This is a genomic window from Paenibacillus tabacirhizosphaerae (assembly GCF_040812395.1).
In the GTDB taxonomy this organism is placed as follows: domain Bacteria; phylum Bacillota; class Bacilli; order Paenibacillales; family NBRC-103111; genus Paenibacillus_E.
Window position 1 is genome coordinate 319750 of the sequence record NZ_JBFNXH010000006.1, and the last position, 20554, is coordinate 340303.

Below are 20554 nucleotides of genomic sequence, written 5' to 3' on the forward strand. Positions count from 1 at the left end.
CATTTACAAATGATGGACAGCACCTTCTTTGAACAACCCTAGGGGATTTTTGAGAAATCCTCTTGCGTGAACAGCGCTACCAAATTCCCGTTGCTTTTTACATACATGGTTATAGCAGCCGTTGAGCGAGTATCTCGATTAGTGACTAGCTGTAAAGTAAAAGGCTCATAATTCGTATAAATATCCGGGATGGTTATTACAGAATTTGGATCAGAAGATTTGTTCAAATGATAGAGATAGATAAAGGCTGTGCCATGCGAATTCAACCCCTTAATCAGCATGTCAAATTCCTCATGGCCCAGGTTTTGAATCGTTAGATCAATGGATTGAATGTATCGTGAGTTGATCGCCTCATTTTCACTACAAACCACTTGATAAATGGACATCCATCTGCTCCTTCCTTTCTCCCTAGCCATTTCCCTGTATTTATATCATATGATTATTTATAAAGTGTGACTTAGGCTTTTACATCAATATAATTTCAAAATCAATCAAAATTGATTCTATGAACTGATTTTTCATATAAAGAGATAAATAGATTCTGAACCATTATATTTGACCGTACGGATTATTCGGAAAGGGAATACGCTGTAAACAAAAGGAGGTGGTAAACCATGACTTTCACTATTCAGGATTTTGGCAAAAGCAATGCGGCACAATTTGCTAACTCTGTTAGTATTACAATCCCAGCTTCTCCAAGTAACGTCAAGCTTGCTGAATTCGGATTATCCGTCGTTGCAGGCGGACAGGCCGTCTTGGAGGCAACGGTAGGGACACAAGCAACCCTAGGCCAGCCCGACATTGTATATAGTATTTTCCGCGGGGTCACCCTTATTTTCACGATAAAATCTTCAGATCTTGTTGCGAGCAAGTTCGATGAGGTAAGCTTTAGCTACACCGATGTCCTCCTTGGCTCCGGTTATTTTGCTTACAGCATTACAGCAGAGATAGCCAACTCCATCGTATCCAATCAGGCGAACGTAATCGGACCTATTACTTTCAGTGGAATCTCCCTGTTGTAATTGACATAATTTGGATTAAACAACCAACCTCGGCAGACAGTTGCTATATGCAGCTGTCTTTTTTTGGCGATTACAGATTGGATTGAGGCACTTGTCTTGTACGGATTACACCCCATTTACGTAGGATAGAAGAATATGAAATGTGGAAATGAGGGAAACCATGTCTATTTTTCGACTTGCCTCCAACGTAAACTATCCGATCGATTCGAGATATATCCAATCCTGTGATATGGATATCCGTAATTTAGGCAGTGATGCATTCGATATTCTCATTCAATTCAATAATGAAACAGGCATCACCCATAGCTCATTGCACCATATTACTAGTCTAGCTGCTCCAGGCTCCACATTAACAGTGCCAAGCATTAATACCCAATATGCCCCATTTTCCATCCTCATCGTGACCAGTTTGTTAACAACCCACACAACGGCTTTAACTCTTTTTGCCAAAAGTAACGAGAAAATGATCGCGATCTTTACACAGAATGATTTCATAAAATTCGAATAAGACTCATATTTTATAAATAGGGACGGTTAAATATATGAAAATGCTCTTTATTTTTTATACACCAAGCGGAGGCATGGAGACACTCAATCGCCACAGATCCAGAGCCCTTGGTCAGCTCGGAATCGATTGTCACTTGCTTTATTTGGAGTATGGTGCTGGACTGCAAAATAAAGAGAATATAAACACCTTCGTGATGACGGACGATATCCAAATCGGCCGCTTATTAAATAAAGAACAATACGATGCTATCGTTGTCACTTCCAACTATAAGATCCTTCCTCGCCTGCGCCATTTGGGATTCTCCAAACCAATTATCTTTGAAGCACAAGGACTCGGCTCCTATGATTCAGCTCAATATGCTCTCATAGAGGCCGTACCTTACATTACCGACCATGCGAATGCAGTGCTTTATCCGCAAACCCCACATCTGATGCAATTGTTTCGTAAGTATTATCCTTCACTGCCTCATTACTGTTTCAACAATTGCATCGACAGCACTCAAATTACGTATCGATCGCCCCCCAAGCTTGATTATCCCGTCATTGGTTGGGTAGGGCGTATGGAAGCCAATAAGAATTGGCGTGCTATGCTCGATATTAGCCGCCGGTTACTGGCATTCCGTCCAGATCTGAGGATCTGGCTATTCGAGGATTCCACGATGGGGCATGAAAAAGCACTATTCGAAGCGTCGTTGCTGCAGTCGGGGCTTTCGGACCATTTCGTACGCTTTTCCAATGTACCCAATCTGCAAATGGTTGATTATTACTCAGCCATCGGAAATTCCGGCGGCTTTCTGCTATCTACCTCCATACTAGAGGGCTTCGGTTATGCCATGGTGGAAGCGATGTGCTGCCGTTGTCCTGTTCTGTGCTCGGATTCTGACGGCGTAAGAAGCTTCTTGCTTCCTCATGTAACAGGAAGCATGTATGCGCAAGGGAATATAACCGAGGCGGTACAGGAAGGAATCTATTTATTGATTACCCCTAAGAGACGAGAAACGATTCGTATACAAGCCTTGCAGTATATCCAGGAGCATTTTTCCCCTGACGCTTATTGCAGTAACTTTAAGTCAATGATTAGTCAGCTTGGCGTGTATTAAAGCAGAAAGGTTGTGTGATGTGCCTTTTACGACGGGACTAATCATTAACCAAACAACAGGGAGTCCTGTGGCGACCTCGGCTATTGTCGGGGTCATCAACGATAATCCCCAGTTTCAAGCAAATGTGATGCTGCTCGTATTTCGGTATACCCTCCCAAATTTGCAACGCTTTACTGTCGGGCAAGACCTCTTTAATCTCGGCCCCAATAAAACTTTCATAAAGACATACCAGCTAGTCAATGCCACAGCTTACGAGGTTCAGATTGATTATTACAGCGCCACGAATGTGGCTTTCAGCGTCTTTGGTGTGGATCAGTCAGGAAACTTCGTTGTGAATCAACGTGCGTTGACGCCAGAGCTGACCCGGATCGATCAATTGAGCAGCGTTCTATAAGAAAGGAGGTTGTATACTTGGCCAATGTTAACATTACCGGCAGCATCCCCGGAGCCCATTTTGAGCCCTCCGTTGCAGTGAGCGTTCTCAATCCGAATATCATTAACGTAGTCGCGACAGATACGACTACAGGCCAGACGCAAATCGGCATCTACCGGAGCATAGATGGAGGCGTCACATTCAGCACGAGTGTCTTGCCTCTTCCTGTAGGATGGGCTGGAGCTGAAGCCCCCACAATTGACTATACGTTTCCCAACATATTTATCGTAGCTATGCATGCTTTTAACGGTATCCAGGACGGCAGCATCTTCGTATACCGTTCTACGGACGATGGTGCAACCTTCAGCGGTCCAACTCTCATTGCCAGAGGATATGGAACTGTTGTGCATTATGATATCCCTTACTTAGCTGTAGATCGTTCTCCATCCAGCCCCTATTTGGGATTTGCTTATATCACTTATGTCCCCTTGTATGACTTTGAATTCGGTAGCGGAAATGCAGCTATTTTTTTTCGAAGATCGTTGGATACGGGCTTGACTTGGGAGAATCCGGTCCGAATTTCGTCTCCGTTCGGTCTTCAGGATCGGGCTTCTATGTCTGTAGGACTCACAGGGCAATTGTATGTAGGGTGGATACTGACAGGACCGACAAGCCCCGTATTTCTGATACGGCTTTCCTTGGACGGCGGGGCAACCTTCATTCCCGATGTCAATCAACTTCCAGCTAAAATAGCAGATGTGGTTCTAGTGCCGAGTCCGCTTCCCGGTTACACCTTCCGTGTCCTGACATTAGCGAGCTTGGGTACGGATATATCCGCTGGCCCGTTCGGCGGGAATATCTATGCTGTCTGGCAGGATAACCGCCAAGGTTATTCAGATGTTTTTCTTTCTATCTCCCAAGACGGGTTGCTGTGGTCAACACCGATTAGCATCACTGGTGCCCCCGCTGGTTCACAAAACTTTTTCCCTTATGTAACGGTCTCTCCATTTACCGGGGAGGTATTCGTCATTTATTATACGAACCGACTGAACCCGCCTCTTCTCGATGTATTCGTCGCTGAGTCAGTTAACGGTGGCACGAGCTTTACCAATCGAAGAGTTACAGATACTTCATTCGATCCTGATAGTCAGCCGCTGATCGGTGACTACATCACCGCTTCCGTTATAAAGCCGCAAACACTGGCGGCGGTATGGACGGGAACGGTAGCACCCACCAATAAGCTGGACGTTTTTTTCGGTACATAAGAAAACCTGGTGAGACAAGGGCTGTCTAATCGACAGCCCTTCATTTTGTGATATTGCCGCTATAGAAGAGAAAGGCCACTGAATACGATAGGGCCTATTACATTTGCGCGATTCGATAATAAGTTATTCGTTATCTCCGCTGTAAGGCTGTATGCTGTATAACCGGACGGCGGATTCAAATCAACGTAATTAAAGGAAGCCAGGTTGAACTGATTGGGCTGCAAAGAACTGGATTTTACCGTAAAAACGACAGTAATCCCTCGAAAAATGCTGTACAGCACATCAGGCGCACCTAATGTTGTTTGTGTGCCTACGGTCGCATTCAGAAGCACTTGTCCAGCCGGCGACACCTGAACACCAAACTGAGCAATGGTTAGGTTGCTTGGTGCGCCTAGAATGGGCAAAGTTACGGAAGAGGAAAATGCTGCCGGAACGCTTCTGCCAAAATCGATAATCTGAACCATAACATTCACTCCTCATGAAGTCATTCGTGGCTATGCTAGAGATCTTTCCAGGCCAGAAGCGCATCAACGGGCGGATGCCCTTCCCCAAAAGCCGTACGAAACGAAGCGTTCCGGGCATCATGGAAATCTTTAAAAACAAGAACTTGATAGCCAAGTTCGACAAACTCCTCCGGCTCCCAGCCGCTGCGGTGCGCTTGATACATTTCGCCATTCAAATTAAAATGATCAAAATCATCTTGCGGGAAGAAGCCTCTAGGGGTAAAAACAATCACCCTCTTCACGGCAATTTGCTCCGCACGCTTCAACATATATAGGCCTTCATTCTTATTGAAATGTTCCAATGTATCGTTAAACAACACCGCAGATATCGACTTCGGCAAAAAGTAGAGACTCATGTCCCTGGCGTCCATATGGATAGGGATAATGTTAGCAGAGTTGTTAACACGATTGGTCAAATAAGGCCGGTGCACATCAATGCCGATAACGACCTGACATTCAAATTTGTCCAAGGACAAACAAAGCCCGCAGCCTACATCCAGAAGACTGTAGACCTGATCGATCAATTCCTTCAGCTTCTCAAATAGGTCCTTACTGCTCGTTTCGGAAATCATTCGTTAACACTCCATTCGTTATACATTGTTTTGCAACGCCGCCAGAAATGTTTGATCCGGTAACGAATAATCTGAAGGAAGGGAATTGTAAATCCGATTCCATATGAAGTAATCTACAGTAACATCAGGATTGGAGACCTGCTCAGCAAACAGCCGATTGTACAGATCCCCTATGATTTCCATCCCATTTGCCTCCTGCGCTCCCGAATGAATAGGACGAGAGATCCGATTTTTTGATGAATATTTACGCTTGGCAAGTTCGTAAGTATGAAGTAATTGTTTGGCCATCGTGTCCATCGACCATTGCTTCATTCCCCATTGCTTGGCCTTTGCTCCCAATTTCCCGCGATAGTTATCGTTTCCTAGTAGTGTAACAATTTGGCTGGCTAGTACTTCGCTGTTCCCATTTGGAAATATTAATCCTATTCTTCCGTTATCAACCATCTCGGGAAGCCCCGCAACATCGGACACGATTACAGGCAAGCCAGCAATTTCAGCTTCCATAATAGAGAAAGGCTGGTTCTCCTGAAGGCTGGCCAACACAAACAGATCAGAGTGCCTTAGCAGATAAGGTACGTCGTTTCTGCGTCCAAGAAACTGTACGTCTTGCCCCAGGCCAAGATCAGCCGTTAACTTTTGGAGCATCCACATCTGCGTTCCATCCCCTACAATCCAGCAAACCCAATCTTCTCGTAATGCTTTAACCGTAGACAATGCATGAAGTAGAATATGCACACCTTTAATATGTTCAAGGCGGCATGTGCAGATGATTACCTTTTTCCCAGCAGGAACTTCTACAGGGTTGCCATGTTCCATTTTTTGAAGAAAAGACGGAATATCCATGCCGTAAGGGAAGACAGTAATCCGTTCGGAAGGTGCGGAAAATTCATTAACAAGCAGATGCTTCAACCAATTTGAAGAAGTGATTGTAATATCACTGGCCTTCACACCGAATAATTCCATAGCACTATAATAATTCCATATAATTGAATTTCTCACTGTTTCTTCAGGCATCTGCGTGGATAGATCGAGCAGTACCTCTCTTGCCGCACAGCCATGAATACTGGCTACCAGCGGGGTCGTTTTCGGCTTAACACGACTTAGTGCCCTGGTAGATAGAATGTCCTGCGTATGAATCAGATCGTACTGATGCAAGCCGAGATAAGCCGCTGATAACTCTAGACAATATCGGTCGAACTCCGAATGCTGAACATAATCACTCTTGTGCAGCAGCGGCACAACTTGCGGATTTAACTTAGCCCTTAGCAATGGCATGATTCTGTCTTTATGGATGGAACGATAATTATGAATGATATGGTAGCGATCGATGCCGTTACCCAACACGTCGACCTCATGCCCCATGGACTCAAGCTTCATCTTAAGCTGTTCTGTGTATGCCGAAATCCCGCCTACAAAAGGCAGCTGCCAATACGTGGCAAGCAATATGCGCATGCGTTTCCCTCATTTCTATCTTTACAATAATATATTCCCCAATTCGGAAATAACCTGTGTGTATGACGCCTTCATGAAAAATATCATGATGTCCAAACGTGTAGCGTCATGGTTTCATAAAATGAACTAATCAACCAAACTGTAAAAGCGGGGAAAATGACCATGAACATCTTATTTGCCTTTTATATTCCGAGTGGCGGGGTGGAAACATTGAATCGCCTGCGTTCCATTGCTCTAAACAAGTACGGCCATCAGTGTCATAGCCTCTATTTAAATGGCGGGTCCGGTCTGCAAAATCGCCATGATATGCCTGTTTTCGTTACAAACAACGACATTGAAATCAAACAGTTATTGGACGCAGGGAACTATGACGTCATCGTTGTAACTTCCGCTTACCGTTTTTTGGCCAAGTTTCGGGCTTTGGGGTTTCATGGGAAATTGATTTATGAGATACAAGGTCTCGGCTCTTTCGAACAAGCACGAGCCACGTTGACGGAAGCCACGCATAATGTGATTACGTATGCAGACGGTTTACTGAATCCGAGCACCCCTCATATCATGAAGTTATTTACCGAATTTTTTCCCAATATGCCCCAATTTAATTTTAACAACTGTATGGATACGGAAGCCTTTTCCTATCATCCTTGTCCTGTTTCACTACATCCTATTGCAGCTTGGGTAGGAAGGATTGAAGATAACAAAAATTGGAGCGAATTTTTACACATCTGTCATCAACTGATTATCCATCATATTCCTCGATTAAACATTTGGATGTTTGAGGACCCCCTTTTATCGGAGCCCGCCGAAAGAGCTCGGTTTGAAGAATTAAAGAGTACGCTGAACCTCGCCGACCATATAAGGAATCTGAACAATATTCCCCATGAACAAATGCCTGAATACTTTTCCAGGATTGGCGATTCGGGCGGATTTTTGTGCTCCACTTCGAAGGTCGAAGGAGCCCCTTACTCCGTGCTCGAAGCAATGAGCTGCCGTTGTCCCGTGCTGACAACCGACTCTGATGGCGTGAAAAGCTCGATACTGCACAATCAAACGGGGAAATATTACACTGCCGGTAACATCGGCGAAGCCGTCAATCAAGCCTTCGAGCTGATGACCCATCCAAGCTTGAGGCAATCTATTTGCATACAGGCGGAACAGCATGTTAAATATCATTTCAGCCCTAAAAGCTATTCTGAAAATTTTTTAACCATGATCCATTCTTTGCCATAAGCTGCTACTAGTCCAAGCATGATTTCATAGTTCCTCATATCTTGTAACATATCAAAAGAAAGGAAGTGAAAAATATGACACAATTACTAGATGCTAGAACCTCACAAAATGCAAGCTTTAACAACTCTATTTCAATTCCGATTACCGTAATAAACACGCCACAATTGGCAGGTCAAGTTGGTCTCGAGACCGGCCTCGCCACAAGTCTCATCCGCGCACAATTTAACGGAATCGTCACGCTTCAGCTTCCATTAATCCCCCTTGCTACAACAATTAACGTATTCGTCGTAAGGGGTACGCTTCCTACAGACCCCGAAGTTTTTGGTGTTTCGGAGGCACTTAATCTTGCCATTCTCGGGCCTCAGAGCATCACCTTTACGGGATCTGATTACAATGTGCCCCTAACATCTTTCTTGACTTATACAATGTTTGTCAGCTCTACAGCACTTGGAGCGATACGGGTAGGTCCGGAAAGCTTCAACGCAGCAGCTTATTTCGGATAGTGAAATCAAAACGGCACCCTCACAAGGTGCCGTTTCTGTGTTATCCAGATTTAATTTTTCCAATTAAATCATGCAGATAGGGATGAAAGGTTTCACGGATATACCGAACTTCCTCTGCCATTTTGCTTTGATGCCGTATCGTTCCGTTTTCACCATGCCAGCGAAAGAGAGTCAGCGATTCATGCAAATAATAAAAATCAAAGCCGGTCAATATAGCTCGCATCCACATATCGTAATCCTGTGTATAAAGCAGATTCTCATTAAAATATCCCATTTGGCTAAACATTTCTTTTTTTGCCATAACCGTACAGCCATGTACCGGAACGCTTTCAAAAAACGCCTGATAAAATTCCAATACGGTGGAAAAACATGGGCCTGCCAACTTCTCGGTTATCTCGCTGTCCGCGTTGATCAAGTCATAGTTGGTAAAACTAACCTCAGCATCACGCGCTAGCATGAAGGATAACTGCCTGGCAATTTTATCGGGATGAAACCTGTCATCCGAGCTCAGCCAGGCGACATACCGGCCGCTAGCGTGCCGAATCCCGTGGTTCAGAGCGCTGGCCGTTCCCCCATTGGCCTTGCCAAGGTAATACACACGCTCTCTGAAGGGTTCAATTAAGTCGACATGCATCGTGGAACCGTCATCCACGACAATGATCTCTACATTTTCATAAGTTTGATCCAAGACGCTCTGAATCGCTTGATCCACAAAACGACAATTATAAAAGGGGATGACTACTGTAACCTTAGGAAACAAAGCTATCACACCTCCCCCATCTGGGCGATAAGCGTGAGCAGCGATTCCCGGTATCTCGTTTGCGTAAGCTGAATTTCCCGTTCAATCTCCGGCCAGTGCTTTTTTGTCCCCATTTGCTCGTGCCAACGGTATTTGATTAAAGACTCATCGAGAAAATGAATCGGAACCCCCTTCAAAATAACCCGTAGCCACAGATCGTAATCGTGTGTGTAGAGCAATTCCTCATCGAAGTAACCGACGTGTGAGAATAATTCCTTATGCATCATAACTGTACAGCCGTTGATTGGATCATGTTGAAGCCAACACTTGACGAATTCGGGGTAAGTTCGGAAACGCATGCTTGCAGAAAGATTAAGAAAGTGCTGATTGGCATCGATCTCATCAAATGCAGTGTAGCTGATCAGCGCTTGCTTCGCTTGCATATGTGCGAGCTGCTTCTCCACTTTATCCGGATAAAATAAATCATCGGAGCTAAGCCAAGCCACATATTGTCCAGAGGCTGCCCGAATCCCTTGATTCAAAGCACTTGCCGTCCCTCCGTTGGCTTTGCAGAAGTATTGCACACGGTCTTTATAAGGGCCAACCTTGTCAGCATGGATCGTGGAACCGTCATCCACGACGAGAACTTCGATATGGGGATACGTTTGGTTTAAAGCGCTGGTAATCGCCTGATCAATATACGGACAATTGTAGAACGGAATGACAATAGATACTTTGGGCAGCACGCGTTCTCCCTCCCTCAAGGTAGAATTCGAATCATTCACAGGTGCGTCACCCGCCGATTTCATGGACATATTGCAGCAGGCGCCCCCGGTATTTCGTTTGAATATGAGCAATTTCGTTAAGAATATCCTGCCAATGCTTCTTGGTTCCCATCTCTCCATGCCACCGGTACATGGTCAGAGGCGCATCCAGATAATGAATCGGGACTCTGCCTAGTAGAGTACGAATCCACAAATCGTAATCTTGCGTATACGGAAGTCCCTCATCGAACAAGCCTATATATGAAAACAACTCTTTTTTCATCATCACCGTACACCCATTAATCGGATCACAGCTCACAAAGGATCGGACAAACGCCGGATAGTTGGCAAATTGGACCCCCACATGGCGTCCAGTCACATTGTTATATGCATCAATTTCATCAAATGCGGTGAAGCTGATAGCAGAGTGTTCGCTCAACATGAATCGCAATTGTCTTTCCACCTTATCTGGATAGAACATGTCATCCGAGCTGAGCCATGCAATGTATTCGCCCGAAGCCATACGAATACCGTGATTCAACGCGCTTGCCGTGCCGCCATTTGCTTTGCCGAGATAATGGACGCGCGTTAGAAAAGGATTGATCTTCTCCTGATGCTGGGTTGAACCGTCATCCACGACAATGATTTCGATATTCGGATACGTCTGACTTAACGCACTCACAATGGACGGCTCGATGTAGGGATCGTTATAAAATGGGATAACGATGGATACTTTCGGATTCATGTTCTCACCTCTGCCCATTTGTTAATCCCTGGCGATAATAAGTCAAGGCATCCCGTAAGGAAACCTCCAAAGGAATTGCCGGGTTCCACCCCAAACCTTTTGTTAGCGCGGTATTTATTCTTTCAGGCGGCGTATAAAAGCTTATCTGTCCCGCTTCAATCGGAAGTTCTACTACTAATTGCTGCTGTAGCGTCTGGGCAATTTGCCCGAGTGATCGATTTTCCCCTGATGCAACCGGGTAGATCGTCCCAGGAACGCCTCCCTCTAGCATTCGATCATAGGCAGCAACGGCATCCCTAACATCTACATAATCACGTTCTTCCACGAGGGAAGAAAGCTTAAATGGCGCCAAGTTCGTACCGTTCTCGACCTGCACCGCTCTATGTGCCAGAAGTCCGCAAATGCCGTTAGAAGGACCTGGGCCAATCAAATTCGACGGGCTAGCAATCATGATTTGCTGCTCAAAGAGATGCGCCCATCCCTGCGCCCCCCATGTTTGAAAAGACTTGCTCAAGCTGTAAGGATGCGGAGGTGTCTGCGTTTCGGATCGAACATAGCTGAGCATGGAGCCGACTATCACAATGCGGCTATGTGGCACGCAGCGCAATGCATCCAGCAAATAGAAGGTAGACATCATATTAGTCTCTAAATAAACAACTGGCTCACGCCACGACTCCGCAACCGCGTTTCTTCCTGCAAGATGCAGCACAAAGTCTGGTTGGATCTGTTCAATGAATTCGCACACCTGCTCATACTTCGTCAAATCGCATGTCCATGATTGTACTTGCGGTATAGAGGATCTACTAGACCGTGAAACGGCAGCAACCTGCAGCCCTTTTTGTACAAAATGCTGACAGGCATGCTGACCAGTAAAGCCATTCGCCCCCGTGATAAGGATCTTTTTCAATGCGAACACATCCAGCTCTTCAATTCATGAAGCATAGCATCATAACCCGGTACCAAGTAATGAAAATCCGTTCGGGTTTGCTGAAGTGTACGGTTCAGCTTCACGGTTTCATCCTTATGGATCGTGACATCCTCCTTCTGAAATACGAACTGAAAAAGCTGAAGCAGCTCATACTTGTTAATAGGCTGTGGCGCAGTGACGTGCAGGAGCCCCGATAAGGGCTCCTCTTCCATCACATGGCGGATGCACTTCGCAAGCTCCAGTGTCGTCACTCCATTCCAAAAGGCTTGGCTATAACCGCTAATATCTCCTTGTTGTTGGAGAAACCATTGCAGTAACCCAATTCCATGCGGCCTAATTTCCGGACCGATAATCGAAGTGCGAATTGTCAAATGCGGAGCTGCTTTCACTTCGCCCAACGCCTTAGACTTTGCATAGACCGATGTACCATCCGGCTCTGCAAACTCCGTGTGACCTCCCTCTTCACCGGAAAAGACACAATCCGTGCTAATATGAATCAATTTACCTCCTATGCGATCCATCGATTGCTGTATCCTGTGCGGCACAAGACCATTTACCCAGAAAGCCTGTTGGGGATTGGCCTGAGCATATTGATTGAGGATTCCCATGCAATTGACAGCAATATCCGGGGAGACAGCTTCGATAACTTTATCCAGCAAAATGGGATCTTCTGCATCCAAATAGAGTCCTTTAGGGTCTTTCTTGTCTCTTGTCGTATAAAAGAGATGGCAGTCACCGCTCTCAAGGAAATAATCAACGAGCATATTCCCTAACATCCCCTGTCCACCAAGGATGAGCAGTTTCCGTTTCATATCAAAAATCCCCCTCGAATGAGAAGTGATTTGATCTCATTTTTGCTCATTAAAGGCCCCTCAGAGCTAAAGCTTTCAAATGGAACCTTGGGGTAATCCGCATAGTAATCCCTAAGGCCTGGTATGTCGATCGTCGGTAAAATGACTAAATATTGCCGATCATAGCTAACGGTATAGTGACTTTCAAATTCAGATAACAATATTTCATGAATTTTTTCTCCAGGTCGAACCCCAAGTTCTACAATTTCAACATTGCTTTTCCCCATCTCATCCATCAATACTTCAGCTAAATCCATAATTTTGCAGGTAGGCATCGTCATAACGAATATTTCTCCGCCCTTTCCTTCCTTAGCACCTCTAAGAAGGAGGGAAATCGCCTCTTGCTTGGTGAGAAAGAAGCGAGTCATCATTTTATCCGTAATGCCAATTTGATTCTTCTCCCGAATTTGCTTCATGAAAAGGTGAATAACACTGCCATTCGTGCCTAATACATTACCGCCCCGCACGCAAACAAACTTCGTATGTTCACTCATCAAATTAGCATAAACAATCAGCTTCTCTCCGATTGCTTTGGTCATCCCGTAGAAGTTGGAGGGGTTAGCCGCTTTATCCGTGGAAATATTAATTACTTTTTTGACCCTGTTCTCGATGGCGGCTTCGATCACGTTTTGCGTGCCGATCACATTCGTCTTCAAGGCTTCATAGGGCTGATCCTCACATACGGGGACATGCTTAAGTGCTGCTAGATGGAACAAATAATCGACCTTTTCACAGGCTTTCATCAAAGCCTCTTTATCTCTGACATCCCCGATGCAGAAAGTTAATCTGGGATCATCGAAAGCTCGCTTCATCGCAACCTGCGTGGATTCATTGCGGGAGAATACGATGATTTTCTTTGGATTTTCCGGAAGCAGCTGTTCGATGAGTTCGTAGCCCCAGGACCCCGTCCCTCCTGTGACTAGAATAGTTGTGTTAGCAAACATTCGCTTGACCTCCTAATAAATATTGAACGACCTTCTGGGAAACATGGGGTTCCAAGTAACCGTCCGGACAACGCCAATTCGCCGGACAACTCACCATAACCCGAACTGCATGCAAGATTTGTTCAGCCCGAAGACCGGATACAACATTGCTGCCGCAATCGACGGTCTCAGGCCGTTCTGTCGTCGTACGTATCGTGACAGTCGGCACATGGAAGATGCAGCACTCCTCTTGAACCGTACCGCTATCGGTTAATGCGCACAATGCGCGTTTCTCCAAATGAACAAAATCAAAAAATCCAAAAGGTTCATGAAATTCGACCAATGGGTTCATCATGATTTGCGCATCCTGTTCAAGACGTGATTTCGTTCGGGGATGAATGCTGCAAATAACTCTATGACCAAAAGCTTCCGCAACCAGATTGAGTCCTTTCAATATTTGGGCTAATCGTTCAGGGTGATCCACATTTTCAGCACGGTGGGTAGTAACAAGGAAATAAGATTGTTCGGAGAGTCCCAGCTTCTTCAGAATGGAGCTCTCCTCAATAAGTGCCTCATAATGGGTTAATACCTCATGAATCGGGTTTCCGGTCACAATAATCCGATTGCTAGGCACACCCTCGCGCAGCAGATTATCCCGGCTATAGCGGGTGTAAGGCATATTGATACTGGATATCGCATCAATGACCTTCCGGTTCTTCTCTTCCGGCACAGCCAAATCGAAACAACGGTTCCCCGCTTCCATATGAATGACGGGAATTCCCATGCGCTCTGCGAGAATTGCGCTCAGCGCGCTGTTCGTATCCCCCAGGACCAATACCTTATCCGGACGTTCCTGTATGAAAATCTGCTCCAACTCCGCAAATAGTACGGAAAGTTGCCCTCCTAATGTGCTTTGCCGATGCTGCAGCATATAATCAGGATTTCGCAGCCCCAGCTCCTCAAAAAACACGTCGCTGAGCGTTGAGGTGAAATTTTGTCCAGTATGAATAAGCACATGACGTTCAGCAAGTTCATCCAGCTTCTGAATAATCAGACTCAGCCGAATTATTTCGGGACGCGTTCCCAAAATCGTCGCGATTTTCATCGTTTCCCTCCTTAGGGTCATGATTTGTTCCATGAAATTGTTGACATTCTGCTGGATCTCGGCAAGTTCTTGGATTTGCTGCTCCCGATGGAAGAATCTCCTTTTGGAGGAACGTAGGTGCCTTATTTTGCCAAAAACCGACGAATTGACTCGGCAAGAGGAACGTGGGTGCGTTATTCCCTTGTTTTTGCCACTCAAAGAACCAATTTTCCACAAATAACGTCCTCAGGTTCCGACAATTCAAATTTCAGAGCAATTTCCCCAGAATAGTGGATTGTAGTTCCTCTTCAGAGAACTAACCTAGTTCCTCAGAGTCAACCATTTTGATTGGGAACAAAGGAATCTTTCGTTCAGCTTATATTGCGTTGTAAGCCTAAGCAGCCTTCACGCTGCTCTTTTTCTTCTTTTTGCGCGCAGCGTAGGCAGCTCTCCCAGCTTTTCTAGTCTTACCCTTGCGCAGCTTCTTCCTGGAAGCAGCTTTCCAAGCTGGCTTTCGCTTGAAGTTAGGTTTGCCTGTTCCGCGTTTGGCTCTGCGCAGCTTGATCCCTTTTTTGCGTTTGCGTATCCCGATCAACTTGCCCTTGCGTTTGCGTAAAGGCTTCTTCTCCGAATGATTGCCTAACTCTGCAATGGGTTGACCTAACGAATATGCGGCTAACGCAGACTCCGTCAGAGCAACAACCTGTGTCAATTCATATCCATAGCGTTTAAGGGCTACTTCCGACTGAAATGGATAGCGAATGCCGTGCTGGAGCAAATAGACGGTCGTGCCCGTTGCTTTGGCCACAAAAATAGCTGGAGCATACTTCAAAAAAGGCTCTGCGGCGCGAATCGCTTCACCTGTCGGATGGGGCATCAACTTCTCTTCCGGAACAACGGACACACGGTGCCAATTGAATTTATAGAAGTGGAAATCTTCCATACTGTGAAAAGGACGTTTCTTTCCTTGCTCCAGAAGAAATACGGCATTTGAAGTTCCGCCTTTCAGCAGGAGGCCATCCGGCTGTCTGGCTGCGCTTTGCATGGCTGAGGCTCTTGCAGCCAAGCGTGGCCCGAGCTGAGCAACAAAATAGCCTAATCTGGAGCGGTACGCGTCAATCCCAAACACTTTCCGAATCGACTGGCTGTTACGTTCGCCAACCTCTTGGCGAAGTCGATTGTCAACAATCAGCCCTTCGACCTTAGCTGTAAGGTCTTGAATATCGCCTTTATTGGCCAGAAATGCGCTATTGCCCGTCGTGGTCAATATTTCATTCAATCCGCCTGAGCGATAAGCGACAACGGGTTTACCGAAAATAAGTCCTTCAAACGCCGTTAAACCGAAGCCTTCATTTAACAAACTGGGAACGACAACGACATCCATGGCCGGGTAGAGAGACTGAATATCCTGGGCAAAAGAAAGAAAGGTGAATTGGGAGGAATAACCGGAGAGCAGGATCATTTGAACACAGGATTCCATATAAACAGGATCGACCGGTTTGCCTGCGATCATGAAATGAGCATCGTGATTCTTATAGCAAATGGACACAGCCATTTGAATGAAATGATCGAGACCTTTATTCGCATAAATGTCCGAAGAGATGTAACCGATGACGGGCTGATCGCCATGGACGCCAAGCTCTGCACGTCGGTTTTGTCTGCTTGCCGACCACTGATTGGCATCGTACTCTTCCGTTCGCCAAGAGGGAGGCAAGGTGTATTTTTTATGATCGCTTCCTATCATTTGGAAGGGCTGAAGGGTGGCATGGGAGATGCCAACAATCCAATCCGCGTATTGATCCACGAGTCTAACTGAAAGCGAAGTCGATTCATTCTGTTCGATGGTTTCTGCAATAATCCAGATGACGGGAATGCCCAGCTTCTTCGCAGCAGCCGCAGGTAACATATTCACGCATGTATTCGTGATGACAACATCCGGCTCTTGAATCAAAAGTAGATCCAGTAAGGATCTGTAGGCCGGATTCTCAAGCAGCGCTTCAAACATGCTTAACAAAGCTGGCTCCGGTTTATACATTTCATACAAGAGGGGGAACGATTGAATCATGGTTTTAATGCCGTGTCGCCTGGCTTCTGCGGCCAAAAGCCCCTCTCTCGGCACCACTAAAGTGCAATCATACTGCCGTCCGAGTTCCAGGGTCGTAAAGAGCAGCATCTTCTCCGCTCCTGTAATATGATCTGGATTACAGATATGAGAAAATAATAAAGCTCTTGGTCTTCGTGGAGTCGACATGTGTACATACCTGCTTTCACGGTCACAGGTATGGAATTCACCTCCTATATCCTGGGTAGTACAATATATTAGACAGGTCTCATTATCGACACGACAATTACCCTCGTACATTCGTACATTTGCTTCCTCCAAGCGTTTTCCGGCCTCTTGAATGTGGGTGTTCAATCCGGAACCCCATTGGCCCAGCTATGACGGTGGAGTGACGGAGCGGCCAGAGTAGCGGGACGGCGGAGCAGCTGAACTGCGGAGCCATGGGGCGATGCGGCGGCGGAGTGACCAGAGTAGCGGGACGGCGGAGCAGCTGAACAGCGGAGCGATGCGGCGGCAGAGTGACCAGAGTGGCCGGACGGCGGAGCAGCTCAACAGCGGAGCGATGCGGCGGCGGAGTGACCTGAGTGGCAGGACGGCGCAGCAGCTGAACAGCGGAGCGATGCGGCGGCGGAATGACTAGAGTGGCCGGACGGCGGAGCAGCTCAACAGCTAAGCGATGCGGCGGCGTCCTCTCTGTTCTCTGTCCGAGATTCCTCTGGCTCTGCTGTAACCGGCGGAACTATGATGCGCTATTTCTCAAGTTTGTCCTCTTTTTTAACCCGGAGAGGAACTATGATGCGCTAAACAGTAAAAAAGTTTCCTAAACACTATTATTTTCTATGAATAGCGTACTCTAGTTCCGCGAAATAGCCGTAAACCGCAATTACGACTGCCATAAGGCATCTACGTTCCGCTGCTCCCATTCGGCTGCCATAAAGCATCTACGTTCCGCCATTCCCGTTCGGCACCATAAAGCATCTACGTTCCGCTGCTCCCGTTCGGCACCATAAAGCATCTATGTTCCGCAGCTCCCATTCCGCTGTCATAAGGCATCTAATTTCCGCTGCTCCCATTCAGCTGCCATAAGGCATCTACGTTCCGTCGCTCCCATTCCGCTTCCATAAGGCATCTACGTTCCGCAGCTCCCATTCCGCTCCATAAGGCATCTACGTTCCGCAGCTCCCATTCCGCTCCATAAAGCATCTACGTTCCGCAGCTCCTATTCCGCTCCCATAGCGTGCGAATCCTGGGAGCGCACCGCTCCCCACGCATCCTCATCCACTAAAAAACGACCTGCTTTGGCGATTCAAAGACAGGCCGTTTTTCAGATTTCTCTTTCGTTTTCCGATAGATTTACGCCAATTTCACAAGCTTCATATACTCAATTACACAGCTAGCTGTTGCTGTTCCTGCTGATAGCCTTGCGCGAATCCCGCATTAAAGCCTTCGTTATAGGCTTGATCGAAAGCCAAGTTGTACGCATGGTTAGCATGAGCCGGCTTCGGCACCTTACCAACTTTGGCATGTCTTCGCTTATGCCGAATCGTTTTCGCTGCTCGGCTTGCCAGCGGTTTTTTCTTCAGAGTCCGTTTTTTCTTCGTCTTCGGCTGCGCACTCTTACGCACCTTCTTTTTTAGCATGATCCTTGCACCTCCGCTTTTCTAACCGCATCTCGATTCTTATCCTTGAAAAACAAGATCCAGCAATTGAGATAATCGATTCTCATACGTATGGTCCCGCATTGTACGATACAACCCACGCAAAGCGATTTGCTTTCGCTCCTCTTCGTGGTTCAAGTAGTAGTCCATTTTGTGCAGAAGCTCTTCCGGAGACGAGTATGTCACAATATCATAGTCCGGGGTATAGAAGCGGACCAAATCTTCGCGCCCATCCGTGATTTGAAGCGCACCGCAACCTGAAATCTCGAAAGTTCGCGGATTAGGCGAAGCTCCCAGTATTTTGCGGCTGTTATAATTATAAGCTTGGTCATCGTAAGCCCTGTGCATATTGATCACGATTTTGGCCCCATTATACGCGTTCGACGTATCTTCAGGTCCCAACCAGGTGTTCAATTGAATCTGCGGCGCCAGCAGGCTGTATTGCTTCAATCGCTCCCACCATATCCCCGAGATGAAAATATGTTTGTTTGCTAAATAGGGAGCAATTTGATCAAACATGGCTACACGATTCCAATACGCCGAGCCAATAAAGCAAATATCTCGTCTCTGCCCAATGGAGACAGCCTTCGGGCGGAACAAATCCGGTTGAAACGCTAGCGGTAAATAATGAACTTGCGGGCAGCCGATTTCCTGATACAACGATAGGCAGTTCTTTTCCAAAGTAAATATAAAATCGTAATGAGGGACCATTGTAATGGTAAAATCGGTGTAATACGGATCGTCCGTGAGCCAGATTGCCGTACGGACCCCCCTGCTTCGTATGCGATCTACGACTTCCACTTGCAGATTCATTCCATCCAGCACGAGCATCAGATCAGGCTGGTGGATGGCGGCGAGCTTTTCCAAGCTTGCCTCCGGCGCCCCGATACGGATGGGGTCGTTGTCACAGTTGCCGATGATCAATTCGCGTACTAATGGACGCAAACTGTTAATAATCGCGTGATCAAGCGGCTCGTAAGGAAAACCTTTCCCTGACGTTACATACATAATGCGTACATCCCAGAATCGCCTCGGGGCTCGATCCTTTATCGCTTTTTGCAAGACAGCCTCACATTGTCCCAGGCGTATCCCGCTGGAATAACCAGCCTCATAACCATCCGCATATCCACGCCGACGAGTTTTCTTCTTTTCCGTTACAGCCATGCTGTCTCTCCTTTCTAGGCGAGTGCAATATCCAACAGTTTCGACAGCCTAGTTGCGAATGTATGTTCCTTGATGGATCTGCGCAAGCCCTTCGTGACGATGCGCATCCTGTCCTCTTCATGCGTCAAATAATATTGCATTTTCTGAACAAGTTCATCCGGGGTATCAAAGGTTTCGATATCCTGACCGGGGGTGTAGTATTGATCGAGATCGTGGCGATGATCCGTAATTTGCAAAGTCCCGCATGCCGAGATTTCATACGTTCTCGGATTAATCGAGAAACCGGGAAGGTTCCTGCTATTTTTATTGTAGATTTCATCAAAGGTAAGACGGTGTATATTAATAACAATTTTGGCCCCATTGTAATACTTCACCGATTCTTCGATCGGAACCCAGTGCAGCTTGATCCCCGCCTGGAGAAGAGCGTACTGATTGAGTCGGTCCCAGAGCGCTCCGGCCAGCATCACCTTTTTGTCCGCTAGAAAGGGCGTGATACGGTCAAAGAGAGCAATCCGATTCGGAAACCCATTGCCGATAAAGCAAATATCGCTTTGGTAGGCAGGACCGACGTGCATCGGTTTAAACACATCCGTATTGACAGCAAGAGGCAAATAGTGAACCTGCCCGCAGCCAAGTTCCCGATAGAATGCAATGCAGCTCAATTCATGCGTGAACACATAATCATAATGAGGAGCAAGCGAGGCTGTATGGTCCGTAAAATACGGATCGTCCGCAAACCAAATAGCTGTCTTGATCCCCATATTCCTTACCTGGTCGATATGATTGGCGTGATCTTCCGGAAATACATGCAATCCGTTCATGACTAGCACAAGATGGGGGCGAAGCTCTCCGGCCAAGCGCAGCATCTCAGCCGCAGTGGCCGTGTGAGCCTCGAGCACCGTCTTCTGCAGCCCAGCCGTAATGCCCCCGTCAATCGCATCGAAGCCTTGGACGATGAATAAAACCTTTGCCTCCTTCAGCGGCACTGGAGCAGGTTTTACAATATCAAGAATCGCTTGACATCGTCCTACACGAAGTCCGTGCTCTCTGCCAGCTTGAAGCCCGCGCTCCCTGCCCTCCGCAGAAACAGCTGCAATTGCCTTGCTCAT

The 20554-nt window shown here is 46.6% G+C and carries 24 protein-coding genes; 7 read left to right on the forward strand and 17 right to left on the reverse strand.

The window, feature by feature from the left end; all coding sequences use genetic code 11:
* Positions 1–38: 38 nt before the first annotated feature.
* Entirely contained in the window at positions 39–386 is a 348-nt protein-coding gene (locus ABRS97_RS13935; protein WP_367814776.1) for a hypothetical protein, read from the reverse strand.
* A 228-nt stretch (positions 387–614) separates the two neighbouring features.
* Between ABRS97_RS13935 and ABRS97_RS13940 the strand changes: the two genes are divergently transcribed.
* From ABRS97_RS13940 to ABRS97_RS13960, 5 genes are all read left to right on the forward strand, one after another.
* Positions 615–1022 (forward strand): hypothetical protein, encoded by a 408-nt coding sequence (locus ABRS97_RS13940; protein WP_367814778.1) that lies wholly within the window; start codon positions 615–617, stop codon positions 1020–1022.
* A 160-nt stretch (positions 1023–1182) separates the two neighbouring features.
* Positions 1183–1530 carry a hypothetical protein gene (locus ABRS97_RS13945; protein ID WP_367814780.1) on the forward strand — a complete coding sequence of 116 codons (348 nt, stop codon included), beginning with the start codon at positions 1183–1185 and terminating at the stop codon, positions 1528–1530.
* A gap of 34 nt (positions 1531–1564) precedes the next feature.
* Entirely contained in the window at positions 1565–2629 is a 1065-nt protein-coding gene (locus ABRS97_RS13950) for a glycosyltransferase family 4 protein (RefSeq protein WP_367814782.1), read from the forward strand.
* A gap of 19 nt (positions 2630–2648) precedes the next feature.
* Complete coding sequence (locus tag ABRS97_RS13955; RefSeq protein ID WP_367814784.1) at positions 2649–3023, forward strand: hypothetical protein; 375 nt, start codon at positions 2649–2651, stop codon at positions 3021–3023.
* A gap of 17 nt (positions 3024–3040) precedes the next feature.
* Positions 3041–4267: a sialidase family protein gene (locus tag ABRS97_RS13960; RefSeq protein ID WP_367814786.1), complete on the forward strand. Its 1227-nt coding sequence runs from the start codon at positions 3041–3043 to the stop codon at positions 4265–4267.
* 59 nt (positions 4268–4326) lie between these two features.
* Here ABRS97_RS13960 and ABRS97_RS13965 read toward each other — a convergent pair whose 3' ends face one another.
* The 3 genes from ABRS97_RS13965 to ABRS97_RS13975 are packed head-to-tail and all read right to left on the reverse strand — an operon-like array spanning position 4327 to position 6794.
* Positions 4327–4731, reverse strand: coding sequence for a hypothetical protein (locus ABRS97_RS13965; protein WP_367814788.1), 405 nt, complete (start codon positions 4729–4731; stop codon positions 4327–4329).
* A gap of 35 nt (positions 4732–4766) precedes the next feature.
* Entirely contained in the window at positions 4767–5342 is a 576-nt protein-coding gene (locus ABRS97_RS13970) for a class I SAM-dependent methyltransferase (protein ID WP_367814790.1), read from the reverse strand.
* Positions 5343–5360: 18 nt separating this feature from the next.
* Positions 5361–6794 carry a glycosyltransferase family 4 protein gene (locus ABRS97_RS13975; RefSeq protein ID WP_367814792.1) on the reverse strand — a complete coding sequence of 478 codons (1434 nt, stop codon included), beginning with the start codon at positions 6792–6794 and terminating at the stop codon, positions 5361–5363.
* Positions 6795–6956: 162 nt separating this feature from the next.
* Here ABRS97_RS13975 and ABRS97_RS13980 point away from each other — a divergent pair, with 162 nt between their 5' ends.
* Both ABRS97_RS13980 and ABRS97_RS13985 read left to right on the forward strand, forming a co-directional pair.
* A complete protein-coding gene (locus tag ABRS97_RS13980; RefSeq protein WP_367814794.1) occupies positions 6957–8024 on the forward strand; it encodes a glycosyltransferase family 4 protein in 1068 nt (355 codons plus the stop codon).
* 74 nt (positions 8025–8098) lie between these two features.
* The gene (locus ABRS97_RS13985; RefSeq protein ID WP_367814796.1) at positions 8099–8527 is read left to right on the forward strand and encodes a hypothetical protein; all 429 of its coding nucleotides are present in this window, start codon (positions 8099–8101) and stop codon (positions 8525–8527) included.
* Between the two features lie 40 nt (positions 8528–8567).
* Here the strand turns inward: ABRS97_RS13985 and ABRS97_RS13990 are convergent, their stop codons facing one another.
* The 13 genes from ABRS97_RS13990 to ABRS97_RS14050 all read right to left on the reverse strand — a co-directional run bounded on the left by ABRS97_RS13990 (position 8568) and on the right by ABRS97_RS14050 (position 20554).
* Positions 8568–9287 carry a glycosyltransferase gene (locus tag ABRS97_RS13990; protein WP_483312457.1) on the reverse strand — a complete coding sequence of 240 codons (720 nt, stop codon included), beginning with the start codon at positions 9285–9287 and terminating at the stop codon, positions 8568–8570.
* A 5-nt stretch (positions 9288–9292) separates the two neighbouring features.
* Entirely contained in the window at positions 9293–10012 is a 720-nt protein-coding gene (locus ABRS97_RS13995) for a glycosyltransferase (protein ID WP_367814800.1), read from the reverse strand.
* A 46-nt stretch (positions 10013–10058) separates the two neighbouring features.
* The gene (locus ABRS97_RS14000) at positions 10059–10775 is read right to left on the reverse strand and encodes a glycosyltransferase (RefSeq protein ID WP_367814802.1); all 717 of its coding nucleotides are present in this window, start codon (positions 10773–10775) and stop codon (positions 10059–10061) included.
* Positions 10776–10779: 4 nt separating this feature from the next.
* A complete protein-coding gene (locus ABRS97_RS14005) occupies positions 10780–11691 on the reverse strand; it encodes an NAD-dependent epimerase/dehydratase family protein (protein ID WP_483312458.1) in 912 nt (303 codons plus the stop codon).
* A complete protein-coding gene (locus ABRS97_RS14010; RefSeq protein WP_367814806.1) occupies positions 11679–12515 on the reverse strand; it encodes a dTDP-4-dehydrorhamnose reductase family protein in 837 nt (278 codons plus the stop codon). Before ABRS97_RS14010 ends, ABRS97_RS14005 begins: the two co-directional genes overlap by 13 nt.
* Positions 12512–13498, reverse strand: a complete 987-nt coding sequence (locus ABRS97_RS14015; RefSeq protein WP_367814808.1) for an SDR family NAD(P)-dependent oxidoreductase — start codon at positions 13496–13498, stop codon at positions 12512–12514. Before ABRS97_RS14015 ends, ABRS97_RS14010 begins: the two co-directional genes overlap by 4 nt.
* Positions 13488–14582, reverse strand: coding sequence for a non-hydrolyzing UDP-N-acetylglucosamine 2-epimerase (wecB, locus tag ABRS97_RS14020; protein ID WP_367814810.1), 1095 nt, complete (start codon positions 14580–14582; stop codon positions 13488–13490). Before wecB ends, ABRS97_RS14015 begins: the two co-directional genes overlap by 11 nt.
* Before the next feature lie 373 nt (positions 14583–14955).
* Positions 14956–16812, reverse strand: coding sequence for a glycosyltransferase family 4 protein (locus ABRS97_RS14025; protein WP_367814812.1), 1857 nt, complete (start codon positions 16810–16812; stop codon positions 14956–14958).
* A 694-nt stretch (positions 16813–17506) separates the two neighbouring features.
* On the reverse strand, positions 17507–17638 hold the full coding sequence (locus ABRS97_RS14030) for a hypothetical protein (RefSeq protein WP_367814814.1): 132 nt from the start codon (positions 17636–17638) through the stop codon (positions 17507–17509).
* A 38-nt stretch (positions 17639–17676) separates the two neighbouring features.
* The gene (locus tag ABRS97_RS14035; protein WP_367814816.1) at positions 17677–17826 is read right to left on the reverse strand and encodes a hypothetical protein; all 150 of its coding nucleotides are present in this window, start codon (positions 17824–17826) and stop codon (positions 17677–17679) included.
* Positions 17827–18008: 182 nt separating this feature from the next.
* Entirely contained in the window at positions 18009–18263 is a 255-nt protein-coding gene (locus ABRS97_RS14040; protein ID WP_367814818.1) for a hypothetical protein, read from the reverse strand.
* 39 nt (positions 18264–18302) lie between these two features.
* On the reverse strand, positions 18303–19445 hold the full coding sequence (locus ABRS97_RS14045; protein ID WP_367814820.1) for a CgeB family protein: 1143 nt from the start codon (positions 19443–19445) through the stop codon (positions 18303–18305).
* Positions 19446–19459: 14 nt separating this feature from the next.
* Positions 19460–20554: a CgeB family protein gene (locus ABRS97_RS14050; protein ID WP_367814822.1), complete on the reverse strand. Its 1095-nt coding sequence runs from the start codon at positions 20552–20554 to the stop codon at positions 19460–19462.

Coding starts and splice junctions, on each gene's coding strand:
- ABRS97_RS13945 (WP_367814780.1), top strand. CDS start 1,183: ATGTCTATTTTTCGACTTGCCTCCAACGTAAACTATCCGATCGATTCG.
- ABRS97_RS14015 (WP_367814808.1), bottom strand. CDS start 13,498: ATGTTTGCTAACACAACTATTCTAGTCACAGGAGGGACGGGGTCCTGG.
- ABRS97_RS13985 (WP_367814796.1), top strand. CDS start 8,099: ATGACACAATTACTAGATGCTAGAACCTCACAAAATGCAAGCTTTAAC.
- ABRS97_RS13980 (WP_367814794.1), top strand. CDS start 6,957: ATGAACATCTTATTTGCCTTTTATATTCCGAGTGGCGGGGTGGAAACA.
- ABRS97_RS14025 (WP_367814812.1), bottom strand. CDS start 16,812: ATGTCGACTCCACGAAGACCAAGAGCTTTATTATTTTCTCATATCTGT.
- ABRS97_RS14040 (WP_367814818.1), bottom strand. CDS start 18,263: ATGCTAAAAAAGAAGGTGCGTAAGAGTGCGCAGCCGAAGACGAAGAAA.
- ABRS97_RS14010 (WP_367814806.1), bottom strand. CDS start 12,515: ATGAAACGGAAACTGCTCATCCTTGGTGGACAGGGGATGTTAGGGAAT.
- wecB (WP_367814810.1), bottom strand. CDS start 14,582: ATGAAAATCGCGACGATTTTGGGAACGCGTCCCGAAATAATTCGGCTG.
- ABRS97_RS13965 (WP_367814788.1), bottom strand. CDS start 4,731: ATGGTTCAGATTATCGATTTTGGCAGAAGCGTTCCGGCAGCATTTTCC.
- ABRS97_RS14045 (WP_367814820.1), bottom strand. CDS start 19,445: ATGGCTGTAACGGAAAAGAAGAAAACTCGTCGGCGTGGATATGCGGAT.
- ABRS97_RS13935 (WP_367814776.1), bottom strand. CDS start 386: ATGTCCATTTATCAAGTGGTTTGTAGTGAAAATGAGGCGATCAACTCA.
- ABRS97_RS13950 (WP_367814782.1), top strand. CDS start 1,565: ATGAAAATGCTCTTTATTTTTTATACACCAAGCGGAGGCATGGAGACA.
- ABRS97_RS14035 (WP_367814816.1), bottom strand. CDS start 17,826: ATGCTTTATGGAGCGGAATGGGAGCTGCGGAACGTAGATGCCTTATGG.
- ABRS97_RS13940 (WP_367814778.1), top strand. CDS start 615: ATGACTTTCACTATTCAGGATTTTGGCAAAAGCAATGCGGCACAATTT.
- ABRS97_RS14000 (WP_367814802.1), bottom strand. CDS start 10,775: ATGAATCCGAAAGTATCCATCGTTATCCCATTTTATAACGATCCCTAC.
- ABRS97_RS13970 (WP_367814790.1), bottom strand. CDS start 5,342: ATGATTTCCGAAACGAGCAGTAAGGACCTATTTGAGAAGCTGAAGGAA.
- ABRS97_RS13975 (WP_367814792.1), bottom strand. CDS start 6,794: ATGCGCATATTGCTTGCCACGTATTGGCAGCTGCCTTTTGTAGGCGGG.
- ABRS97_RS14050 (WP_367814822.1), bottom strand. CDS start 20,554: ATGAGCAAGGCAATTGCAGCTGTTTCTGCGGAGGGCAGGGAGCGCGGG.
- ABRS97_RS14030 (WP_367814814.1), bottom strand. CDS start 17,638: ATGCTTTATGGTGCCGAACGGGAGCAGCGGAACGTAGATGCTTTATGG.